Origin of the sequence: Dietzia aurantiaca, from assembly GCF_021033825.1 — a bacterium.
GTDB classification, from domain to species: domain Bacteria; phylum Actinomycetota; class Actinomycetes; order Mycobacteriales; family Mycobacteriaceae; genus Dietzia; species Dietzia aurantiaca.
The window spans coordinates 77,710-93,490 of record NZ_JAIFXZ010000008.1; the positions used below are offsets into that span (position 1 = coordinate 77,710).

14 protein-coding genes are annotated in these 15,781 nt (G+C 71.0%); 11 read left to right on the forward strand and 3 right to left on the reverse strand.

What is annotated here, in order from left to right; all coding sequences use genetic code 11:
• Position 1: 1 nt before the first annotated feature.
• The 7 genes from tsaB (at position 2) to K3888_RS10215 (ending at position 6,562) form a co-directional block, all read left to right on the forward strand.
• The gene (gene tsaB / locus K3888_RS10185; RefSeq protein WP_230930156.1) at positions 2–778 is read left to right on the forward strand and encodes a tRNA (adenosine(37)-N6)-threonylcarbamoyltransferase complex dimerization subunit type 1 TsaB; all 777 of its coding nucleotides are present in this window, start codon (positions 2–4) and stop codon (positions 776–778) included.
• Positions 775–1,383 (forward strand): ribosomal protein S18-alanine N-acetyltransferase, encoded by a 609-nt coding sequence (gene rimI, locus K3888_RS10190; RefSeq protein WP_372459557.1) that lies wholly within the window; start codon positions 775–777, stop codon positions 1,381–1,383. The genes tsaB and rimI overlap by 4 nt, the downstream gene beginning before the upstream one ends.
• An 8-nt stretch (positions 1,384–1,391) precedes the next feature.
• The gene (tsaD, locus tag K3888_RS10195; protein WP_230930222.1) at positions 1,392–2,417 is read left to right on the forward strand and encodes a tRNA (adenosine(37)-N6)-threonylcarbamoyltransferase complex transferase subunit TsaD; all 1,026 of its coding nucleotides are present in this window, start codon (positions 1,392–1,394) and stop codon (positions 2,415–2,417) included.
• A gap of 196 nt (positions 2,418–2,613) precedes the next feature.
• Entirely contained in the window at positions 2,614–2,901 is a 288-nt protein-coding gene (gene groES / locus K3888_RS10200) for a co-chaperone GroES (protein ID WP_017837219.1), read from the forward strand.
• Positions 2,902–3,023: 122 nt separating this feature from the next.
• A complete protein-coding gene (gene groL / locus K3888_RS10205; RefSeq protein WP_230930157.1) occupies positions 3,024–4,646 on the forward strand; it encodes a chaperonin GroEL in 1,623 nt (540 codons plus the stop codon).
• 309 nt (positions 4,647–4,955) lie between these two features.
• On the forward strand, positions 4,956–5,537 hold the full coding sequence (locus K3888_RS10210; RefSeq protein WP_230930158.1) for a sigma-70 family RNA polymerase sigma factor: 582 nt from the start codon (positions 4,956–4,958) through the stop codon (positions 5,535–5,537).
• On the forward strand, positions 5,534–6,562 hold the full coding sequence (locus tag K3888_RS10215) for a hypothetical protein (RefSeq protein WP_230930159.1): 1,029 nt from the start codon (positions 5,534–5,536) through the stop codon (positions 6,560–6,562). The genes K3888_RS10210 and K3888_RS10215 overlap by 4 nt, the downstream gene beginning before the upstream one ends.
• A gap of 148 nt (positions 6,563–6,710) precedes the next feature.
• Here the strand turns inward: K3888_RS10215 and K3888_RS10220 are convergent, their stop codons facing one another.
• On the reverse strand, positions 6,711–7,136 hold the full coding sequence (locus K3888_RS10220) for a DUF5319 domain-containing protein (RefSeq protein WP_372459558.1): 426 nt from the start codon (positions 7,134–7,136) through the stop codon (positions 6,711–6,713).
• Between the two features lie 135 nt (positions 7,137–7,271).
• Between K3888_RS10220 and guaB the strand changes: the two genes are divergently transcribed.
• The 4 genes from guaB to guaA all read left to right on the forward strand — a co-directional run bounded on the left by guaB (position 7,272) and on the right by guaA (position 13,614).
• A complete protein-coding gene (gene guaB / locus K3888_RS10225) occupies positions 7,272–8,807 on the forward strand; it encodes an IMP dehydrogenase (protein WP_230930160.1) in 1,536 nt (511 codons plus the stop codon).
• Between the two features lie 7 nt (positions 8,808–8,814).
• Positions 8,815–9,954: a GuaB3 family IMP dehydrogenase-related protein gene (locus K3888_RS10230; RefSeq protein WP_230930161.1), complete on the forward strand. Its 1,140-nt coding sequence runs from the start codon at positions 8,815–8,817 to the stop codon at positions 9,952–9,954.
• 207 nt (positions 9,955–10,161) lie between these two features.
• Positions 10,162–11,925 (forward strand): FAD-dependent oxidoreductase, encoded by a 1,764-nt coding sequence (locus tag K3888_RS10235; RefSeq protein ID WP_230930224.1) that lies wholly within the window; start codon positions 10,162–10,164, stop codon positions 11,923–11,925.
• A gap of 84 nt (positions 11,926–12,009) precedes the next feature.
• Positions 12,010–13,614 (forward strand): glutamine-hydrolyzing GMP synthase, encoded by a 1,605-nt coding sequence (gene guaA, locus K3888_RS10240; protein ID WP_230930162.1) that lies wholly within the window; start codon positions 12,010–12,012, stop codon positions 13,612–13,614.
• Between the two features lie 453 nt (positions 13,615–14,067).
• Here guaA and K3888_RS10245 read toward each other — a convergent pair whose 3' ends face one another.
• Together K3888_RS10245 and K3888_RS10250 are read right to left on the reverse strand one after the other, a co-directional pair.
• Complete coding sequence (locus K3888_RS10245) at positions 14,068–14,430, reverse strand: hypothetical protein (RefSeq protein ID WP_230930163.1); 363 nt, start codon at positions 14,428–14,430, stop codon at positions 14,068–14,070.
• Positions 14,427–15,665 (reverse strand): PspC domain-containing protein, encoded by a 1,239-nt coding sequence (locus tag K3888_RS10250; RefSeq protein WP_230930164.1) that lies wholly within the window; start codon positions 15,663–15,665, stop codon positions 14,427–14,429. Before K3888_RS10250 ends, K3888_RS10245 begins: the two co-directional genes overlap by 4 nt.
• Between the last annotated feature and the right edge of the window lie 116 nt (positions 15,666–15,781).

Consider the following 15,781-nt stretch of genomic DNA (forward strand, 5'->3'; position numbering starts at 1 on the left):
CGTGCTGGTCCTCGCCCTCGACACCTCCACCCCCGCCGTCACCGCGGGGGTGTGCCGCCTCGAACCCGCTGGTTTGGGTCACACCGCAGGCGAGACCGGACTCGTAGGCGGGGCCGAACGCGCAACTGGGGCCGGCCCACAGGTCACGACCCTGGCCACGCGGGTCACGGCGGACGCCCGGGCCCACGCCGAGCTGCTCACCCCACACATCCTCGAGTGCCTGGACACCGCTGGGCTGACGGCCGCCGAGCTGGACGCCGTGGTGGTGGGGGTCGGGCCCGGCCCGTTCACCGGACTGCGCGTGGGGATGGCCACCGCGGCGGCGTTCGCCGATGCGATCGGAAAGCCCGTTCACGGGGCCTGTTCGCTCGACGGGCTCGCGGCTCGGGCGCGCGCCGCCGGGGTGGAGGGGGACCTCGTCGTCGTCACCGATGCCCGGCGCCGCGAGGCGTACCACGCCCGCTACGACGGTGAAGGCGTGCGGACCTCGGGGCCGATCGTGGGGCCCGCAGCCGAGATCGTGCTGGACGGCGCGCGTGCGGTCGGGGACCCCGCGAGATTGGCCGAGATCCCGGACGTCGGATCCTTGACGGACGTCGAGGCCGCGGTGGCCGTGCCGACCTACCCGGACCCGGCCGGGCTCGTCTCGGTGGCGGCCGCGGGTCTGCTCGCCGGCGACACGCCCGACCCGCTCGAGCCGCTCTACCTGCGGCGACCCGACGCCGTTCCGCCCAAGCGCGTCGAGCCGTCGTCCGCACTACGCGGGGTGCAGCGATGAGCGCGGCGGACGCCGGCGCCGGTGGGCCGCGATACGGCTCCACCCCGACCGGCGTGCAGTACGGGCCGCTTGTCGCGGACGACGCGATGCGCTGCGCCGAGCTCGAGACGATCCTGTTCGCCGGGGACGGACCCTGGTCGGCGGTCGCGTTCGTGTCCGAGATCTCCTCGCGGCACAACACGTGCTTCGCGGCGAGGCTGAACGGCGAATTGGTGGGCTACTCGGTGCTCGCGGGACTCGGGCCGGTCGGCGACCGCGACTTCGAGGTGCACACCATCGGCGTGGACCCGCAGCGGCAGGGGCTCGGCATCGGACGGACGCTGCTGCGCCAGATGCTGGACGTGGCCGACCGCGAGGGCGCGCCCGTTGTACTGGACGTGCGCACCGACAACGTGCCCGCGCGGACGCTGTACGAGGCGCACGGATTCGAGATCGTCGGTGTCCGGCCGCGGTACTACCGGCCGAGCATGGCCGATGCATATCTGATGACGCGGCCGGCCCGGCCCGCTGCCTCCGCGGGCCCGGGCGCAGGTGCCGGGACGAGCCCGGGTGCGGGGCCGGCTCCGGGTGCGCGCGAGAACAGGGGAGAGGTGGGCGGCTCGTGAAGACCGTCATGGGGATCGAGAGCTCCTGCGACGAGACCGGCGTGGCCGTGGCGCGGATCCACGACGACGGGCGGGCCGAGCTGCTGTCGGACGTGGTCGCGTCGTCGATGTCCGAGCACGCGCGGTTCGGCGGGGTGGTGCCCGAGATCGCCTCACGTGCGCACCTGGAGTCGCTCGTGCCGACCGTGCGCGCGGCGCTGGCCGAGGCCGGGATATCCCGGCCCGACGCCGTGGCCACGACGATCGGGCCGGGGCTGTCGGGCGCACTGCTCGTCGGCTCGTCCGGGGCCAAGGCCTACGCCGCAGCGTGGGGGGTGCCGTTCTACGCCGTCAACCACCTGGTCGGACACGTGGCCGTGGCCGGTTTCGACGGCGACCCGCTGCCCGAGTGCGTGGCGCTGCTCGTCTCCGGCGGCCACACGCAGCTGCTGCACGTGCGATCCCTGACCGAGCCGGTGGTGGAACTGGGCTCGACCGTCGACGACGCGGCGGGCGAGGCCTACGACAAGGTCGCCAGACTGCTCGGGCTCGGGTATCCGGGTGGGCCGGTCATCGACCGGCTCGCGGCCACCGGCGATCCGGCCGCGATCGCGTTCCCACGCGGGATGACCGGGCCGCGTGACGCCCGGCACGACTTCTCCTTCTCCGGCCTCAAGACCTCCGTGGCCCGGCGGATCGAGGCGGCCGAACGAGACGGTGTCCAACTCGAGGTGGCGGATGTGGCGGCGTCGTTCCAGGAGGCCCTGGCCGACGTGCTGACGATGAAGGCCGTGCGCGCCTGCACCGACCTCGGGGTCGACACGCTGCTCATCGGCGGCGGTGTGGCGGCCAACTCGAGACTGCGGGAACTGGCTGGACAGAGGTGTGCGGCGGCAGGGATCACCCTGCGCGTGCCGCGGCCCCGGCTGTGCACCGACAACGGCGCGATGGTCGTGGGCGTGGCGTCCGCGTTGCTAGCCGACGGAGTGGCGCCCAGCCCGTTGACCGTGGCCGCCGACCCGGGGCTGCCGGTCGAGACGACGCAGGTGGTCTGACGACGACGTCGTCCGGGGACGTGGGCGCGTGTTCGCCGATCGCGAACGCGTCCCGATCGGGCACACGGGACACTTGAGTGCTGGCACTCGCGCATATAGAGTGCCAATAGGCATGGAACCGGCGGCGTCACCCGCGACGACGCTTCTCCGGACCCCGCCGCACATTCATCAGCCATCTACACACGGAGGATCCATCGTGGCGATCAAGCCGCTTGAGGACAAGATTCTCGTCGAGGCCACCGCTGCCGAGACCACCACGGCGTCCGGCCTCGTCATTCCGGACACCGCCAAGGAGAAGCCCCAGGAGGGCACCGTCGTCGCGGTCGGCAAGGGCCGCTTCGACGAGGACGGCGACCGCATCCCCATGGACATCAAGGAGGGGGACAAGGTCATCTACTCGAAGTACGGCGGCACCGAGATCAAGTACGAGGGCAAGGAGTACCTGATCCTCTCCTCGCGTGACGTGCTCGCTGTCATCGACTGACGTGAGCTGCTGAACCCCGCCCCGACGGCGCCGGCCAGAACGCCGGTCCCGCCGGGGCGGTGGTGTCTCACGCCTGCCGAACCGTCTGATCAGACCCCTTCTTCCTCCCAGGAGTTCCATCCATGTCCAAGTTGATCGCATTCGACGAGGAGGCCCGCAAGGGCATGCTCGCCGGTGTCGACGAGCTCGCCGACACCGTCAAGGTCACGCTCGGCCCCAAGGGCCGGCATGTCGTCCTGTCCAAGGCCTTCGGCGGCCCGACCGTCACCAACGACGGCGTCTCCATCGCCCGCGAGATCGAGCTCTCCGATCCGTTCGCGAACCTCGGCGCCCAGCTGGTCAAGAGCGTCGCCACCAAGACCAACGACGTCGCCGGCGACGGCACGACCACCGCCACCGTCCTGGCACAGGCCCTCATCCGTGAGGGGCTGCGCAACGTGGTGGCCGGCTCCAACCCCATGGCCATGGGCAAGGGCATCGAGAAGGCCGCTGCCGCCGCCGTGGAGTACCTGCGCTCGGCCGCGACCCCCGTCTCCGGTTCAGAGGCCGTCGCGCAGGTCGCCACCGTGTCCTCGCGTGACCCCGAGATCGGCCGCATGGTCGCCGAGGCCATGGACGCCGTCGGCGTCAACGGCGTCGTCTCCGTGGAGGAGTCGCAGGGCCTGCACACCGAGGTCTCCGTGACCGAGGGCATCGCCTTCGACAAGGGCTACCTGTCGCCGTACTTCGTCACCGACCCGGACGAGCAGAAGGCCATCTACGAGGATGTGCTGATCCTGCTGCACCGCGAGAAGATCAGCTCGCTGCCGGACCTGCTGCCGCTGCTGGAGAAGGTCGCCGAGACCGGCAAGCCGCTGCTCATCGTCGCCGAGGACGTCGACGGCGAGGCGCTGTCGACCCTGGTGGTCAACTCGATCCGTAAGACCATCAAGGTCGTCGCGATCAAGGCGCCGTACTTCGGTGACCGCCGCAAGGCGTTCCAGGAGGACCTGGCGATCGTCACGGGCGGCCAGGTCATCAGCCCCGACCTGGGCATGAAGCTCGCGGAGAGCGGCCTCGAGGTGCTCGGCGGCGCCCGCCGCGTGACCGTCTCCAAGGACGAGACGATCATCGTCGACGGCGCCGGCGAGCGGGCCGACGTCGACGCCCGCGTCGCCCAGCTCCGCCGCGAGGCCGAGGCCACCGACTCGGACTGGGATCGCGAGAAGCTCGAGGAGCGGATCGCCAAGCTCGCCGGAGGCGTCGCGGTTCTCCGCGTCGGTGCCGCCACCGAGACCGAGCTGACCGAGCGCAAGCTCCGCGTCGAAGACGCCGTCAACTCCGCCAAGGCGGCCGTTGAGGAGGGCGTCATCGCCGGTGGCGGATCGGTGCTCGTGCAGGCCGCAGCGGCCCTCGAGCGGCTCGCCGCCGACACCACCGACTCCGATGAGGCCGTCGGCGTGAACGTCGTGCGCAAGGCGCTGGTGGCGCCGCTGTTCTGGATCGCCGCCAACGCCGGCGAGGACGGCGCCGTGGTGGTGAGCAAGGTCACCGAGCTCGGTGCCCGCGACGGGTACAACGCCGCGACCGGCGAGTACGGCGACCTGATCGACCAGGGCGTCATCGATCCGGTCAAGGTCACCTCCTCGGCCGTCGTCAACGCCTGCTCCGTGGCGCGCATGGTGCTGACGACCGAGACCGCGATCGTCGAGAAGCCGGCCGAGCCGGCCGCCGACGCGCACGGCCACCACGGTCACGCGCACTGAGCCAGACGCTCGCGTCAGTCGGCTCACCCGACATGGCCTAGTGAGGATCCCGGGCCCCGCCCCCCGTGTGTCGGGGAGTGGGGCCCGGTGCCGTTCCGGGGCTGTTGTGTGGTCGTCTGACACCCCCAGCAGTTACGCTTGGCGCTCAGCAGTACTCCTACGACACAGGGGTCACGTGCCTCACGCCAGGCACCCACCACGTCGATCGCTCCAGCGTTCGACGAGTCCCCGCCGCGACCTGCGTCGCGTCTACGAGAGAAAGGCCGTGCCCCGCAACACACCCGTGTAACGCGAGGCCCCCCGAATTCGATGACAGGTACAGCAGACGAGTTGGAACTCTCCGTCGCCGCAGCGGTCAAGGGAGACCGAACCGCGGCTGCACGGGTCCTTGAACTCGTTCAGCCCGGTGTGGTGCGGTACTGCCGTTCCCGCGTCGGCGGCTCGGAAAGAGCCAACCTGTCTGCTGACGATGTCGCCCAGGAGGTGCTGATCGCGGTCCTCTCGGCTCTGCCGGGATACCGGGACCAGGGACGCCCCTTCATGGCCTTCGTGTACGGGATCGCGTCCCACAAGGTCGCGGACGCCCACAGGGGCAACGCACGGAACAAGTCCGATCCCGTGGAGTACCTCCCCGAGGTGCTCTCCGATGACACGGGGCCGGAGGAGTACCTCCTCGACGGCGAGGTCTCCAAGGCGGTCAAGTCGCTTCTGGAAACCCTGCCGGAGAAGCAGCGGGAGATCGTCCGGCTACGTGTCGTAGTGGGACTGTCTGCGGAAGAGACCGCGGAGATCGTCGACAGTACGGCCGGAGCCGTGCGCGTCGCCCAGCACCGGGCGATGAAGCAGCTTCGCGCAACGATCGAGAAGGATGGAGAGGAGCGATGGCGATGAACGACGACGATGTCGTCCGGGGCACCCGTGACGATGCCGCCTCGCTCGACGCGCATGACGTCGACCCCGCCCGGGTCGACCATGACGACGAGCTCCTCGATCTTCTCGGCAGTGGCGAACGACCCGGCGGTGATGACCCCCTTCTCGCGCTGCTCGCGGACTGGCGCGCCGAGACCGGGGCAGCGGAACTGCCCGCGCTCCCGAGCGCCGAAGAGATCGAGGTGGCACTGGCCCCGAACGTGACGCAGTTGCGGCCGCGTCGGGGATGGACGCGCAACGGTGATCACCACCACGGCAAGCGTCCCGCACTCTGGCAGGCGGCGACCGGCGCGGCCGCTGTCGCCGCACTGATCGTCGGCGGACTGTCCGTGGCCGCGCACAGCGCGATGCCCGGTGACCCGCTGTGGGGCGTGTCCAAGACGATATTCTCGGACCGCGCCGGCGAGGTGGAGCTGGTCAACGACCTGAGCGAGTTCCTGGCCAAGGCGGACGACGCCGCCCGTGGCGGCGACCACGGGGAGGCCGAGCGTCTCCTCGACGAGGTGAGCCAGCGGCTCGACGAGGTCTCGGATGCGTCGGAGCGTGTCGAGTTGATGAAGCGCCGGGACGCGATCCGGCGTGACCTGAGCAGGGTCACCCCGAGCGCCGTGCCGTCGCCCGCGCCGGCCCCCGAGTCCGCGCCACCGGCGGGTCCGGCCACGCTGGTGCCCGGTGCGCCGGTGCCGCTGCCGACGCACCTGATCCCCACGGCGCCCCCGGGTGCTCCGGTGATCCCGCTCCCGCTCGACGGTCTGCGGATCTCCACGACGCTGCAGATCCCGATCGACACCCAGCGGCTGCAGGACTTCCTGGCACCCACCACAGGCCAGCAGGACCAGTTGGATGAGCGGACGATGATGCACCAGCAGCCGTCGCAGTCGCGCACCACCATCACCCAGGTGCCCACGACGACGCAGCAGCAGCCGAAGTCGACCAACAATCAGCAGCCGGCGCCCACGAGCCCGCCCACCTCGGGCGGCAACTGAGCGACCCCCGGGGTGCCGACGCCCTGAACGTCGGCCCCCTCCGGTCATGCTGACCGGGCGCAGACGGGCACAGAGAAACGAACCGGCCCCAGCTCCTCCTCATGAGGGCTGGGGCCGGTTCGGCGTATCGGGCGCCGGCCCGGGCGGATCAGCGGCGCCAGTTCAACTTGCGCGGGGGCCGCAGCGCGCGGGCCGCATCCGCGTAGCCGCGGCAGTACTCCCACGTCACATAATCGTCCGGGACGGGATCGAAGGCCGGTTCGTGCGGCAGGAGAGAACCGTCCTGGAGGAGCTGCATGAGGTTCGCACGCAGCATGTCCCACTCGTGGTAGTGCTCCTCGGCGCAGTCCTCGCACTGCACGGCCACGCCCTTGACCCCGATCGGGGCGAGCAGGCGGCGGAACTCCGCGAGATCCGCCAGGTCCTCCTCGATGGCCAGTCGCTCATCCGGATCGAGAGGGCCGGCCGGGATCTCGTCGTCAACCGGGTCGAACTCGGCCAGCTCCGCGGCCGGATCATCCGGGTCGCCGGCGAACGGGTCGGGCGGCATGCCATGCCGAAGGGGATCGTCCACGACTCCACCGTACCCGTGCGCACCTGCCTGTGGGGACCACGGACCACGCGCATACGGGGTCGACGGTTCGAGCCTGGAGCCCGGAAGCCACTATCCTCGGAACGACTACCGAGACGACCCCCAGGAGGACGGCAGATGAGCGAGTCGCATGGCCCCGTGCGCACCGGCGGCGACGACCCGACCAAGGTCGCGATGGTCGGCCTGACCTTCGACGATGTGCTGCTGCTCCCGGCCGCTTCCGAGGTGGTCCCGAGCGAGGTCGACACGAGCACCCAGTTGACGCGCGAGATCACTCTGCGGGTGCCGCTCGTCTCGTCTGCCATGGACACGGTCACCGAGGCGCGGATGGCCATCGCGATGGCCCGACAGGGCGGCATCGGCGTGCTGCACCGCAACCTCTCGGTCGCGGACCAGGCAGCCCAGGTCGACACCGTCAAGAGGTCCGAGGCGGGCATGGTCACCGACCCGGTCACCTGCAAGCCCTCCAACACGTTGGCCGAGGTCGACCAGCTGTGTGCCCGCTACCGCATCTCCGGCCTGCCGGTGACCGATGAGCGCGGGGAGCTGGTGGGCATCATCACCAACCGCGACATGCGGTTCGAGGTGGACAAGTCGCGCCGGGTGGACGAGGTCATGACGCGAGCGCCTCTCGTCGTCGCCCGCGAGGGGGTCACCGCTGAGGCGGCACTGGGCCTGCTGCGCCGCCACAAGATCGAGAAGCTCCCGATCGTGGACGGCGGCGGTCGACTCACCGGCCTGATCACCGTCAAGGACTTCGTCAAGACCGAGAAGCACCCCGATGCCACCAAGGACGCCGACGGCCGCCTGCGTGTGGCCGCCGCGATCGGCACCGGTGAGGACGCCTGGCAGCGCGCCGGCGCCCTCGCGGAGGCCGGCGTCGACGCCCTCGTCGTGGACACCGCGCACGCCCACAACCGCAACGCGCTCGACATGGTCGCCCGCGTCAAGCGTGAGTTCGGCGACCGTGTCCAGGTCATCGGCGGCAACCTCGCCACCCGCGGCGCCGCGCAGGCCATGATCGACGCCGGCGCGGACGCCATCAAGGTGGGCATCGGCCCCGGCTCGATCTGCACCACCCGCGTCGTGGCCGGCGTGGGAGCACCGCAGATCACCGCCCTGCTCGAGGCGTCGGTGGCGGCCAAGGCGGCGGGCATCCCCGTGATCGCCGACGGCGGTATGCAGTACTCGGGCGACGTGGCCAAGGCGATCGCCGCCGGGGCGTCGGCCTGCATGTTCGGCTCGCTCCTGGCCGGCTGTACGGAGTCGCCCGGCGAACTGATCTTCGTCGACGGCAAGCAGTTCAAGGTCTACCGCGGCATGGGCTCGCTCGGCGCGATGCGCGGACGTGGGAAGCCGGGCGCCGAGCAGTCCTTCTCCAAGGACCGCTACTTCCAGGACGACGTGCTGTCCGAGGAGAAGCTGGTGCCGGAGGGTATCGAGGGACGTGTGCCGTTCCGCGGCGATGTGGGGCAGGTCCTCCACCAGCTGGGCGGCGGACTGCGCGCGGGGATGGGCTACACCGGCTCCGCCACGATCCCCGAGATGAACCGTGCACAGTTCGTCCAGATCACGGCCGCGGGGCTCAGGGAGAGCCATCCGCACGCGATCCAGATGACCGTCGAGGCACCCAACTACAACGTCAAGGACTGAGACCACCGTGCGAGATGTCGTTGAGATCGGCCTGGGTCGCGAGGCCCGCCGCATGTATGGGCTGGGCGAGGTCGACCTCGTCCCGTCGCGACGCACCCGCAGCTCCAAGGAGGTGTCGACCTCCTGGCAGATCGACGCCTATCAGATGGACATCCCCGTGATGACCCACCCGACGGACGCGGTCGTCTCGCCGTCGTCGGCGGTGGCCTTCTCCAACCTGGGTGGACTGGCCGTGCTCAACGGCGAGGGCCTGTGGGGCCGCCACGCCGACCCCGAGGCGGCCATCGCCGAGCTGCGCGACATCGCGCTGGAGGACATGACCGGCCACCGCGCCGTCGCGCGGCTGCAGGAGCTGCACCGGGCGCCCATCGACCGGGAGCTGCTCGCCGGCGCCGTCCAGAAGATCCGCGACGAGGGGGCGACGGTCGCCGTGCGCGTCTCGCCGCAGCACGCGCGTGAGCTCACGCCCGGCCTCATCGCGGCCGGTATCGACATGCTGGTCGTGCAGGGCACGATCATCTCCGCCGAGCACGTCAGCGGCGAGGACGAGCCGCTCAACCTCAAGGATTTCATCGGCGGGCTGGACGTGCCGGTGATCGCCGGTGGCGTGGTGGATTACAAGACCGCGCTGCACCTCATGCGCACCGGTGCGGCCGGGGTGATCGTGGGCTACGGCGGTGTCGAGGGCGTCACCACCACCGGACCCGTGCTCGGCATGGAGGTCCACATGGCCTCTGCGATCGCCGACGCCGCCGCCGCCCGCCGCGACTACCTCGACGAGACCGGCGGGCGCTACGTCCACGTGATCGCCGACGGCGACATCTACACCTCCGGTGACATCGCCCGCGCCGTCGCGTGCGGCGCCGACGCCGTGGCGCTGGGTCCGCTGCTCGCCGGCGCCCTGGAGTCCCCGGGCCGGGGCGTGTACTGGGACGCCGTCTCCGCGCACCCCAACGTGCCCCGCGGCCACGTGGCCGAGACGGATGACGAGAACCACCTCGCGCCGCTCACCGAGGTGCTGGAGGGGCCCACGAACGTGCCCGACGGCACCCGCAACCTCATGGGCGGTCTGCGCCGCGCCATGGCCAAGTGCGGCTACACCGACGTCAAGGGCTTCCAGAAGGCGGACCTGTCGGTCCGCACCTGACACCCCGGTCGACTTCGCGCACCCCGCAGCCGCCACGGCTGCGGGGTGCGGCCGTTCGGGCGACGCAGAGGAGGGGCGAGCCGAAAATGGTCGTGTGTCCAGTTGATCGCGGGGTGCCTGACAAAACACGACCTACTGTCGGGTAGGTTCAGGTGACCGGGTAGTAATGTGACCCACACCATTGATCTCGATCCGGAGAGTTTCGCCATGACGTCGTCCCCACAGCAGCCAACCGATCCCGCGGCCACCTCGTCCACCGACACGGACGTGATCGTCGTCGGCTCCGGCTTCGGTGGCAGCGTCACCGCGCTGCGGCTGACGGAGAAGGGCTACCGGGTCACGGTCGTGGAGGCAGGCCGGAGGTTCGCCGACGCCGACTTCGCCAAGACCTCCTGGCGGCTCAACAAGTTCGTGTGGGCCCCCAAGCTCGGCCTGTTCGGGGTGCAGCGCCTACATATGCTGCGCGACGTGCTGGTCATGGCCGGGGCCGGCGTGGGTGGCGGCTCGCTCAACTACGCCAACACCCTGTACAAACCGTCGGAGCCGTTCTTCACTGATCCCCAGTGGGCACACATCACCGACTGGGACGAGGAACTGTCCCCGTTCTACGACCAGGGCCGCCGCATGCTCGGCGTCGTCACCAACCCCAGCCACACGCACTCCGACACGGTCGTCAAGGAGGTCGCGCGCGACATGGGGGCCGAGGACACGTTCGTCTACACCCCGGTCGGAGTCTTCTTCGGCGAGAAGACCGGCGGCCAGGGCAAGCCGGGCGAGACCGTTCCGGACCCGTTCTTCGGCGGCGTGGGCCCGGACCGCACGGCCTGCATCGAGTGCGGCGAGTGCATGACCGGCTGCCGTCACGGCGCCAAGAACACGCTCGTCAAGAACTACCTCGGCCTGGCAGAGCGCGCCGGCGCCCGCATCCTGGACCGCACCACGGTCAGCGGGCTGCGCGAGCGCGGCGACGGCACGTGGGAGGTGACCGTCGAGCGCACGGGCGCCTGGACCAGGCGAGGCAAGCGAGCCGGCACCATGACCGCGGCCCACGTGGTGGTCGCCGCGGGCACCTGGGGCACCCAGCACCTGTTGCACTACGCCAAGGACGACGGCTCGCTGCCGCGGTTGTCGGGCGCGCTCGGCGGGCTCACCCGCACCAACTCCGAGTCGATCCTCGGGGCGATGGGTGACGAGTACATCCCGGAGCGGGACTTCTCCGAGGGCGTGGCCATCACCTCCTCGTTCCATCCCCGCCCCGACACCCACATCGAGCCCGTCCGCTACGGCAAGGGCTCCAACGCCATCGCGATGCTGCAGACCCTGCTCACCGACGGCAAGGACGGCGTCCCGCGCTGGCTGTCGCTCCTGCTCGAGATCGTGCGCAACCCCCTGCGGGCCGCCAAGATGTTCAACTACCGCCGGTGGAGCCAGCGCACGGTGATCGTGCTGGTCATGCAGAACCTGGACAATTCGCTGCAGACCTTCGTCAAGCGCTTCGGGCCGTTCCGGTACGTCTCCAGTAGGCAGGGGCACGGCGAGCCCAACCCGACCTGGATCCCCCAGGGCAACGAAGCCACCCGGCGGATAGCGGACAAGATCGACGGCACGCCGGGCGGCACTGTCGGCGACATCTTCAACATGCCGATGACTGCGCACTTCCTCGGCGGCTGCGCCATTTCGGACTCGCCCGAGAGCGGCGTGGTGGACCCGTACCACCGTGTGTGGAACTACCCGACCATGCACATCGTCGACGGTTCCGCGATCTCGGCGAACCTCGGCGTCAACCCGGCGCTGAGCATCACCGCGCAGGCCGAGCGCGCCATGTCGCTGTGGCCCAACAAGGGCGAGGCCGACTCGCGGCCGGTGCAGGGCGAGGCCTACCAGCGGATCGCGCCGGTGGCGCCGAGGTCGCCGGTCGTGCCCGAGGCGGCGCCGGGCGCGCTGCGCCTGCCGATCGTCGGGGTGAGCTGAGCTCCGAGCGTGACGTGGGGGCGTGGGGGCGGGCGGGGACGGCCTGAGTACGACGACGACGACGTGGCGCATAGACTCGGGCGCGTGGCCGAGAACGCAACGACCGATTCCCAGCTCACCGCAGAGGCGGCGGCACCGCGACCGGTGCTCGTCGTCGACTTCGGCGCCCAGTACGCGCAGCTCATCGCGCGGCGCGTGCGTGAGGCCCGCGTCTACTCCGAGGTGATCCCGCACACCGCGACGGTGGAGGAGATCCGGGCCAAGAACCCGGTCGCCCTGATCCTGTCCGGTGGGCCGTCCAGCGTGTACGCCGAGGACGCGCCGTCGCTCGACCCGGCCGTGTTCGAGCTGGGCCTGCCGGTGTTCGGCATCTGCTACGGCTTCCAGGCGATGGCCCGGGCGCTCGGCGGCGAGGTGGCGCAGACCGGGAACCGCGAGTACGGCCGTACCGACATGACGGTGGACGGGGGCGTGCTGCACGCGGGGATGCCCGGGCACCACCCGGTGTGGATGAGCCACGGTGACGCCGTGACCGCCGCGCCCGCCGGGTTCGAGGTGACCGCCAGCTCCGCCGGTGCGCCTGTGGCCGCCTTCGAGTGCCCTGAGCGCCGGATGGCCGGGGTGCAGTACCACCCCGAGGTGCTGCACTCGCCGCACGGCCAGCAGGTGCTGAGCCGCTTCCTCACCGAGGTCGCCGGACTCGAGCCCTCGTGGACCGCGGCCAACATCGCCGAGCAGCTCATCGAGGCCGTGCGCGAGCAGGTCGGCGACGGCCGCGCGATCTGCGGTCTGTCCGGCGGCGTGGACTCCGCCGTCGCGGCCGCGCTCGTGCAGCGCGCGATCGGCGATCGCCTCACCTGTGTGTTCGTCGACCACGGACTGCTGCGTGCGGGGGAGCGGGAGCAGGTCGAGACCGACTTCGCCGCAGCCATCGGCGCCCCGCTCATCACGCTGGACGATGCGGACGTGTTCCTCGGCCACCTGGCCGGGGTCACCGATCCCGAGACCAAGCGCAAGATCATCGGCCGCGAGTTCATCCGGTCCTTCGAGCGCGCCGTCGCCCGGGCACTGGAGCTCCAGGGTGACGACGCCGAGTCCGTCGACTTTCTTGTCCAGGGCACCCTCTACCCGGACGTCGTGGAGTCCGGCGGCGGCACCGGAACGGCCACCATCAAGAGCCACCACAACGTGGGCGGCCTGCCCGACGACGTGGAGTTCACCCTCGTCGAGCCGTTGCGACTGCTGTTCAAGGACGAGGTCCGGGCCGTGGGCCGGGAGCTCGGCCTGCCCGAGGCGATCGTCGGCCGCCACCCGTTCCCCGGCCCGGGGCTGGGGATCCGCATCGTCGGCGCGGTGGACAAACAGCGGCTCGACACGCTGCGCGCTGCCGACGCGATCGCGCGCGAGGAGATGACCGCCGCCGGCCTGGACTCCACCGTGTGGCAGTGCCCGGTCGTGCTCCTGGCAGACGTGCGCTCGGTGGGCGTGCAGGGCGACGGCCGCACCTACGGACACCCGATCGTGCTGCGGCCGGTGAGCTCCGAGGACGCGATGACCGCCGACTGGACCCGGGTCCCGTACGAGACGCTGGCCCTGATCTCGAACCGCATCACCAACGAGGTCCCGGACGTCAACCGCGTCGTGCTGGACATCACGAGCAAGCCGCCGGGGACCATCGAGTGGGAGTGACGGCTCCGGCCTGACCCCCGGCACCCACCCCGCGACGGGCATCCGCTCCTGCGGATGAACTCGCGCTCGCGCGCTTGCCCGTTCACACCGCAGCCGCTCCTGAACATGGCATCTCGCGTGCGCACAGGCTCACGCGAGACGCCATATTGGCGTGCGGCTGTGGGGCGGATGGCATCGCATGGGGAGCCCGGCCCTCAATCGCCCCCGGCGCCTGCGATGGGAGATCTCGAGCGGCAGACGCTAGACGTATCCCAGCGCCCCGCGCCCCTCGGTGGAGAGACGGGCCCAGGCACCCGCCGAAGCTATCGCCGCCTATTGGAAAGCGCGCCACCTGCGCAATCTGACAGGTGGCGCGCTTTCCGATAGGCGGCGTTGCGTCAGGCGGCGGCTGAGCGACGGGCGGTCGGTATCGGGGCGCCGGGCCGGCGCGATTGCCGCGAGCGGGGCTGTAGCTCAGCGCCGGACAACCATGATGAGCCCCACGAGCACGGTGAGCACGAGCCCGCCGGCCAGCAGGACGGTGGGGGTGATAACCGGCCCGCCGAGGATCGCCCACACGGCCACCGCCATCGAGAGGAGACCCGCCGCGGCCAGGATCGGGGACCCGGCCCGCTTGCGGTCGGTCACCTCCGCGGCTCTCCCGGTCGTGCCCGCCGCCGCCACCCCGAGCTCCACCGGCCCGACACCGAAGCCCAACGGCTGCGGGTTCGAGAAACCGGTCCCGTACGGCAGCGGCTCGTACAGCGGTTGCTCGGGGAACGGTTGTTCGCGGAATGGTTGCTCGGGGAACTCGTTTTGCGGGTTCATGGTGTTCATCGGGTCACCTTCACGCTTCCCATCTCGGTGGAGACATCCAGGGTCAGTACGGGGCCGTCCGGGTTCTCGGACGGGGCGGGGCAGTCGATGCTGCCCACCTCGACGCGGCAGTTCGTGTTCACCGCGAGGCCCTCGGGCAGTTGCACGCGCACCTCGCCGACCTCGTTGGAGATGCTGTAGGTGCGGTCGCGGTCGAGTTCGAGTTCACGCAGATCGACGCGGACCGAGCCGAGCTCATGGGCGACCGGGACGTTCAGCTGCTCGGGGGAGGTGATCTCCACCCGCTTCTCGCCGATCGTCTCCCAGCCGCCCTCGGGCACCTGGACGAGCGAGGCCAGCAGCACGAACCCGGCGAGCGGGCCGGCCACCACCAGCAGCCCGTGACCGCGGCGGGTGAACGCGCCGATGAGCAGTCCACCGGCCACCACGGCCAGGGCGACCGCGGCGATGCGCGTCGCGTCGAGCCAGGCCAGACCGCCGATCGTGGACAGGCCGGCGGCGACTGCCGCGGCGATGAGCGCCAGACCGAGCGTGATCTTGGTCAGTCGCGACCTGCGGGCGGGCTGTTCCTTGTCGGCGACGTGGATGCCGGGCTCGGGCAGGTCCCACGCGAAGGGGGCGGCGCCGAGCGGATCCCACGACGGCGGTACCGGCGGGCCGTGCGGGGCGTCCGGGCCGGAGCCGGGCTCCTGCCACGGGCCGGGGGCGGCGCCCGGGTGGGTCGCGCCGGCCGGACCGCCGGCGCCGTACCCTGCGCCCGGGGCACGCGGCGCGGACACGTCGGCCCAGCCGACCGGCGGCTCGGGGGAGCGTCGGAACAGCCCGTACCAGCCGGCCAGCATCGCCGCGGTCATGAGGAACCCGGCGCCGAGCAGGAAGGTCTGCCCGGAGCCGCCGAAGGTCGGAGCCGAGATGAGGACGACGACGACGAGCGCCACCGCCGTCAGCTTGGACCCGGACGCCCGGCCCCGGCCGATGAGCGCCTCGCCCTTGGACGCCTCGTCTCCGGCGGCACGGAGCAGCAGCCACATCAGCGCGTAGAGGAACACGCCCGCGCCACCCCAGAGGGCGGCGATGACGAACGCGACGCGGATGAGCACCGGGTCGATGCCGTAGCGCCGACCGAATCCGCCACAGACGCCGGCGATCTTGGAATCATCCGGGGTCCGGACGGGACGGGTCCGCCACAGGGAGCGGAGTTCTGCTGACAGGTCGTGGGTACTCGTGCTGGACATGACTCACATCGTGCTCGGCCGGGGGCCCGGGCACATCGGGGACCGACCCTGATATCCGGACCCCGGGAATCTCAGGGTCGGCCCCCGATGCGGACCCCGGGACGATCTGTGACCAT